The sequence below is a fragment of the Corynebacterium urinipleomorphum genome, from assembly GCF_900155535.1.
GTDB classification, from domain to species: Bacteria; Actinomycetota; Actinomycetes; order Mycobacteriales; family Mycobacteriaceae; genus Corynebacterium; species Corynebacterium urinipleomorphum.
On sequence record NZ_LT706961.1, the window covers coordinates 112,476 to 118,812 of the forward strand.

4 protein-coding genes are annotated in these 6,337 nt (G+C 63.7%); all 4 read left to right on the plus strand.

Translation table 11 applies throughout. The annotated features are described in order from the left end of the window. The first annotated feature begins 45 nt into the window (after positions 1–45). A complete protein-coding gene (betT, locus tag CZ338_RS00620) occupies positions 46–2,247 on the plus strand; it encodes a choline BCCT transporter BetT (RefSeq protein WP_087116169.1) in 2,202 nt (733 codons plus the stop codon). Positions 2,248–2,384: 137 nt separating this feature from the next. Continuing rightward, a complete protein-coding gene (locus tag CZ338_RS00625) occupies positions 2,385–3,869 on the plus strand; it encodes an aldehyde dehydrogenase family protein (RefSeq protein WP_087116141.1) in 1,485 nt (494 codons plus the stop codon). A gap of 30 nt (positions 3,870–3,899) precedes the next feature. Continuing rightward, positions 3,900–5,459 (plus strand): GMC family oxidoreductase, encoded by a 1,560-nt coding sequence (locus CZ338_RS00630; protein WP_087116143.1) that lies wholly within the window; start codon positions 3,900–3,902, stop codon positions 5,457–5,459. Positions 5,460–5,666: 207 nt separating this feature from the next. Continuing rightward, positions 5,667–6,337: IS1249 family transposase (locus CZ338_RS00635; protein WP_143341219.1), on the plus strand; the 671-nt coding region annotated here is incomplete at its 3' end.

The following is a 6,337-nucleotide window of genomic DNA, read 5'->3' on the forward strand; positions in this document are numbered from 1 at the left end:
AGCTGGGGTGCCGTGGGTGCCCAAGCTTCCGGCCCTGACAGAACCATGAAAACGTCAAAGACTTCGAAAGAGCTGAAAGACCCGGAGGCTGGTGACCTCGCCGTGGAGAGCTTCCACGACGAAGCCCACGAGGAGCTGGACGCGAAGGGGTACGCCCGCGTCAACAAACCGGTCTTCATTGCGGCCGGTATCCTGATCGTCGGTTTCGTGCTGTGGTCCGCGCTTTTCCCAGAGCAGGCAGAAACCGTCATCTTCGGGTCCATGGACTGGATCGGCCGCACATTCGGCTGGTACTACGTCCTCACCGCCGCGCTGATCGTGCTTTTCGTGCTCGCGGTGGCGCTGAGTAAATTCGGCGACATCCGTCTTGGGCCAGACCATTCGCGCCCCCAGTTCAGTCTGTTCACCTGGGCATCGATGCTGTTCGCCGCTGGAATCGGCGTGGACCTCATGTTCTTCGCCATTTCCGGCCCCGCGACGAACTACCTCACCCCGCCGGACAGCGAGCCGCTCTCAGCCGAGGCCGCTCGCATGGCCCCAGTGTGGACCATCTTCCACTACGGCATCCCCGGCTGGTCCATGTACGCACTCATGGGAGTTGCGCTCGGCCTCGCCGCGTACCGCTACCACCTGCCGTTGTCGATCCGTTCGGCGCTCGCCCCGCTCTTCGGCAAACGCATCAAAGGCGCGGCCGGTGACACCGTCGACGTCGTGGCCACCATCGGCACCATCTTCGGCATCGGTACCTCGCTCGGTATCGGCGTGGTCTTCCTCAACTACGGCCTGAGCTCCCTGTTCGGCATTCCCAACAACATCACTGTCTGGGCCGCGCTCATCGTCGTGTCGGTGGTGATTGCGACGGTGTCGGCAGTCTCAGGCGTCGATAAGGGCATTCGGCGTCTCTCCGAACTCAACGTGTTCCTCGCCCTGGGGTTGTTGCTCTACATCCTTCTCGCTGGGGACACCGCGCTGCTGCTCAAACAACTCGTGCAAAACGCCGGTGACTCCATCGCGCGCCTGCCCACCATGCTCTTCGACACCTTCGGCTACAGCGCCGGTACCGCGGACTACCCGGCCGACCAGTGGTTGCAGGACTGGACAATCTTCTTCTGGGCCTGGTGGATCGCGTGGGCCCCGTTCGTCGGACTGTTCCTCACCCGCATCTCCCGCGGACGCACCCTGCGCGAATTCATCATCGGCGTGCTCATCGTGCCTCCCGGATTCATCCTTTTGTTCATCTCCATCTTCTCCAACTCCGCGCTGGCGCACTTCCAGGCGGGGGACGACGCCTTCCTTAACGAAGCTGTCGAGGTCCCCGAATCCGGCTTCTTCAACCTCTTGTCGCAGTACCCGGGCGGAACCTTCCTGATCGGCCTGTCCGTCATCGTCGGCCTGCTGTTCTACGTCACTTCCGCCGACTCCGGCTCACTCGTGATGGCGAACATGACCTCCTTTGCCACCCGCGGTGACTCCGACGGCGCCCCCTGGCTGCGCATCTTCTGGGCCGTGGTGATCGGCGCCCTGACCCTTGCCATGCTGCTTGTCGACGGCGTGTACACCCTCCAAGCCGCCACCGTCCTCATCGGACTGCCCTTTTCTGTGGTGATGTACCTATTGATGGCCTCCGTGCTGAAGGTGCTGCGCGCCGAGAAACGCGCCATGGACTCCCACGCGCGCACCATGGCGTCACGCTCCATGTCCGGCTCCGCGGGCGGCGACTCCGCCGGCGACTGGAAAGAACGCCTCGCCCGCCGCGTCTCCTTCCCCACCCGCGACGACGCCGTGGACTTCATGCAGGATGTGGCCGGCCCCGCCGTGCGCGAAGTTGCAGCCGAGCTCAAGAAACTGGGCACCGACATCCAACTCATCGAAGACATCAACGAAGAAACACAGCTGCCGTTCATCGACCTGACCATGAGCTTCGCCGACCACGACGAATTCAAGTACCAGCTCGTCCCGCTCGCCTACGAGGTACCCAGCTACGCCACGAACACGGCCGAAAACCAGGAGTACTTCTACCGCGTCGAAGTGTTCACCGCCCGCGGCACCCGCGGCCACAACATCATCGGCTACACCCACGAGCAGGTGATCCAGGACGTGATCAGCTTCTTCGACCGACACCTCGTCTACATGGACATGGCCGATGAAGCCAGCGGCCACGTCATCGCCGACGCGTCCGTCCCCGCCCCCACCACGTGGGACGATGCGGGCGCGAACGTCGATGTGGCCGAGAACACGGAGAGCTGACCCCCAAGATCGGTACCCTCGGTTGAGGGGAAGCACGGCTGGGGCGCCCGCGGTGCTCTTAGCGCCCGCGACGCTCTCGGCCGTGAACAAACGAAACAGTATTTAAGCGAATTCATTAGGAAAGGACCTGTATTTCGATGTCACAGGCGCAGACCTTGTTCATTGACGGTGAGTGGGTTGCCGCTGAAAACGGCGCCACCCGCGAGATTCACTGCCCGGCCGACGGCCGCTTGGTAGGCACCGTGTCCGAGGGCACGTCCGGCGACGCCGAGCGCGCTGTTCTGGCCGCCCGCGCCGCCTTCGACAAAGGCGAATGGCGCAACACCCCCGCCGCCGAGCGCGGCGACTTCCTGATCAAGGTGGGCGACGAGCTGCTCCGCCGCAAGGACGAATTCGCCAAAGCCGAGGCACTGGATACCGGCAAGCGCCTCGTCGAAGCAGAGGGCGACATGGAAGACATCGCCAACTGCTTCCGCTACTTCGGCAAAGTCGCCGATTCCAATCCGGGCCGGCTTGTCGACGCCGGCGACGACACCGTCATCGACCGTGTCGTCAACGAGCCGATCGGTGTGTGCGGCATGATCACCCCGTGGAACTTCCCGCTGCTGCAGGCATCGTGGAAGATCGCCCCGGCTATCGCCGCCGGCAACACCTTCGTGATCAAGCCGTCCGAGCTCACCCCTCACACCACCATCATGATTGTGAAGCTCATGGACGAGCTCGGCCTGCCCAAGGGCGTGGCCAACGTGGTCACCGGCGACGGCGCCAACGTCGGCTCCGTCCTCTCCTCCCACCCGGAGGTGAACCTGGTGTCCTTCACCGGCGGCCTGGAGACCGGCCGCATCATCGCCAAGTCCGCCGCGGAGGGCGTTAAGCAGGTCGCGCTTGAGCTGGGCGGCAAGAACCCGAACGTCATTTTCGCCGATGCCGACTACGACGCCGCCTTGGACAACGCCCTCAACGCCGCGTTCATGGACTCGGGCCTGGTCTGCTCCGCCGGCACCCGCCTGATCATCCACGAGTCCATCGCCGAGCGCTTCGTCGACGACCTGGTCGCCCGCGCCAAGGACATCGTCATGGGCGGCCCCTTCGACGAGAAGGCCGAGACCGGCCCGCTGATCTCCAAGGAGCACCGCGACAAGGTCACGGACTACGTCGAGCGCGGCATCAAGGCCGGCGCCCGCCTGCGCTGCGGCCACGACTGGGGCGGCGAAGAGCACAAGGACGGCTTCTTCTACTCCCCCACCGTCCTGGACCAGTGCTCCAGCGACAACCCGGCAGTGCAGGAAGAGGGCTTCGGCCCCGTCATCACGGTGGAGACCTTCTCCACCGAGGAAGAGGCCATCGCCACCGCCAACGACACCGAATATGGTCTCGCCGGCGCAGTGTGGACCTCCGACATGGGCACCGCCAACCGCGTCTCCCGCGGCCTGCAGCACGGCACCATCTGGATCAACGACTACCACCCCTACATCCCGCAGGCTGAGTGGGGCGGGTTCAAGATGTCCGGCATCGGCCGCGAGCTCGGCCACACCGGCTTGGAGGAGTACCAGCAGTCCAAGCACATCTACCACAACACCGAGCCGGCTGTGACCGGCTGGTTCCCGAACAAGCAGTCCTAGTTTTCACTCTTAGTTTTAAGGAGCATTTTCATGGCTATCCGTGATTCCTACGATTACATCGTCGTCGGCGGCGGCTCCTCCGGTGCCGCAGTGGCCGCCCGTCTGTCCGAGAACCCCGATGTCACTGTCGCCCTCCTCGAGGCTGGCCCGGACGACCGCGACTACGACGAAGTCCTCTCCCTCAAGCGCTGGCCCGAGCTTCTGGAGTCCGGTCTGGACTGGGACTACCCCATCGAGGAGCAGGAGAACGGCAACTCCTTCATGCGCCACGCCCGCGCTAAGGTGCTCGGCGGCTGCTCCTCCCACAACTCCTGCATCGCCTTCCACACCCCGGCGGAGGACCTGGAGATCTGGGAGAAGCTCGGCGCCAACAACTGGTCCCCGGAGAACATCCTCCCCTTGATTAAGAAGCTGGAGACTAACTCCCGCGAGGGCGACCAGTACGGCCACGACGGCCCAGTGGAGATCATGGATGTCCCGCAGGTCGACCCGGTGGGCACCGCAGTCTTGGACGCCTGCGAGGAAGCTGGCCTGCCGCGCAAGAAGTTCAACACCGGTGAAACCGTCAAGCACGGTGCGGAGTTCTTCCAGATCAACTCCCACGGCGACAACACCCGCGCCTCCTCCGCAGTGTCCTACCTGCACCCGAACGAGAACCGCGAGAACCTGGACATCCTCACCGGCATGTGGGTCACCCGCATTCTTTTTGACGACGACAACACCGCCACCGGCGTGGAGTACCTCGCCGACGCCTTCAACCGCAAGGCCTCCATCAGCGCCAACAAGGAAGTCATCATTTCCGCCGGTGCCATCAACACCCCGCAGCTGCTCATGCTTTCGGGCATCGGCCCGCGCGAGCACCTCGAGGAATTCGACATCGACGTGCGTGTCGACGCCCCCGGTGTCGGCTCCAACCTCCAGGACCACCCCGAAGCTGTGATCCAGTTCGAGTCCAAGGTCCCCATGGTCCGCGACTCCACCCAGTGGTGGGAGATCGGCATCTTCACCCAGATCGACGACGACACCGATCTGCCGGACCTGATGATGCACTACGGCTGCACCCCCTTCGACATGCACACCGCACGCCAGGGATACCCGCAGTCCGACGAGGCATTCGCGCTCACCCCGAACGTGTGCCACGCCCGCTCCCGCGGCACCGTGCGCCTGCGCTCCAACGACTACCGCGACAAGCCCAAGGTCGACCCGCGCTACTTCACCGATGAAGAGGGCTACGACATGCGCATCGCCGTCGAGGGCATCAAGCTGGCCCGCAAGATCGCGGACCAGCCGGCTCTCAAAGACATCGTCGCCCGGGAGCTCTCCCCCGGTCCCGAGGTGCAGACCGACGAGGAGATCGCCGACTACATCTCCAAGACTCACAACACCGTCTACCACCCGGTGGGCACCGTCCGCATGGGCTCGGACGACGACGAGATGTCCCCTCTCGACCCTGAGCTGCGCGTCAAGGGCGTGAAGGGCCTCCGCGTTGCCGATGCGTCGGTCATGCCGCAGATCGTGGCCATCAACCCGAACATCACCTGCTACGTGATTGGCGAGCGCGCCGCGCAGCTGATCGCCGGCCAGGCGTAGCGCTGCGACGTAGGCGCGTGCCCTTCCGCCCCGCGCCCCCAATACGGGTTAAGTAGCAGAATGTGTGTCTGAGTTTCATCGTTGACGCTGCTCAACCTACCTAAATCGGGCTTGAATTAGGTTCCAGACCTTATTCGGGCCCGTTTTTCGTTCAATCCACCGGAATGGCACCTGCATGTGCTACCCGGGTGTTGGTGTGCTTTCCCGGTGACACCAAACAGACCACGATGCCCCTTATGTAATGGGGAAACGAAGAAGAACGGCACCACCTCCAAAGGCTCTATCAGGTGGCGGTGCAAAGATTGCGGATCCACTTTCACTCGCCGCCGTACCGACCAGACCCGCGCCCGCGACTTCGCCAGGTTCCACACCTACGTCACCGGCACAGCCCCGTTGACAGACATTGCCAGGCAAGCAGGTGTCAGTAGGTGGACCTTGGACCGCCGGTTCGCCTCGTTCTGGCTCATCGATGTGCCCAACACCCCAGACCCCAACCGGGTCTACGACCAGATCTTCATCGACGGCACCTACACCGACGCCGGCTGCCTGCTCGTAGCTGCAAGCTTCGACCACGTCATCGCCTGGCACTGGGCCAAAGGCGAATCAGCCCACGCCTACACACAACTGCTGCGCGGTATCGCCGAACCGTTATGCGTCGTCCTCGACGGCGGCCAAGGCGCCTACTCGGCGATCAAAGCCTGCTGGCCCAACACTGTGATCCAACGCTGTCTTGTCCATGCCCAACGCGTCATCCGCCGCTACACCACAGCACGCCCCCGCACTGATGCCGGCAAAGCCATCTACGCACTCGCGTTGAAACTGACCACAATCACCAACCTCGACCAAGCCAGGGAATGGACACTACACCTGCACGACTT

Excerpts from the sequence above, each read along its gene's own strand:
- betT (WP_087116169.1), top strand. The coding sequence starts at position 46 with ATGAAAACGTCAAAGACTTCGAAAGAGCTGAAAGACCCGGAGGCTGGT.
- CZ338_RS00625 (WP_087116141.1), top strand. The coding sequence starts at position 2,385 with ATGTCACAGGCGCAGACCTTGTTCATTGACGGTGAGTGGGTTGCCGCT.
- CZ338_RS00630 (WP_087116143.1), top strand. The coding sequence starts at position 3,900 with ATGGCTATCCGTGATTCCTACGATTACATCGTCGTCGGCGGCGGCTCC.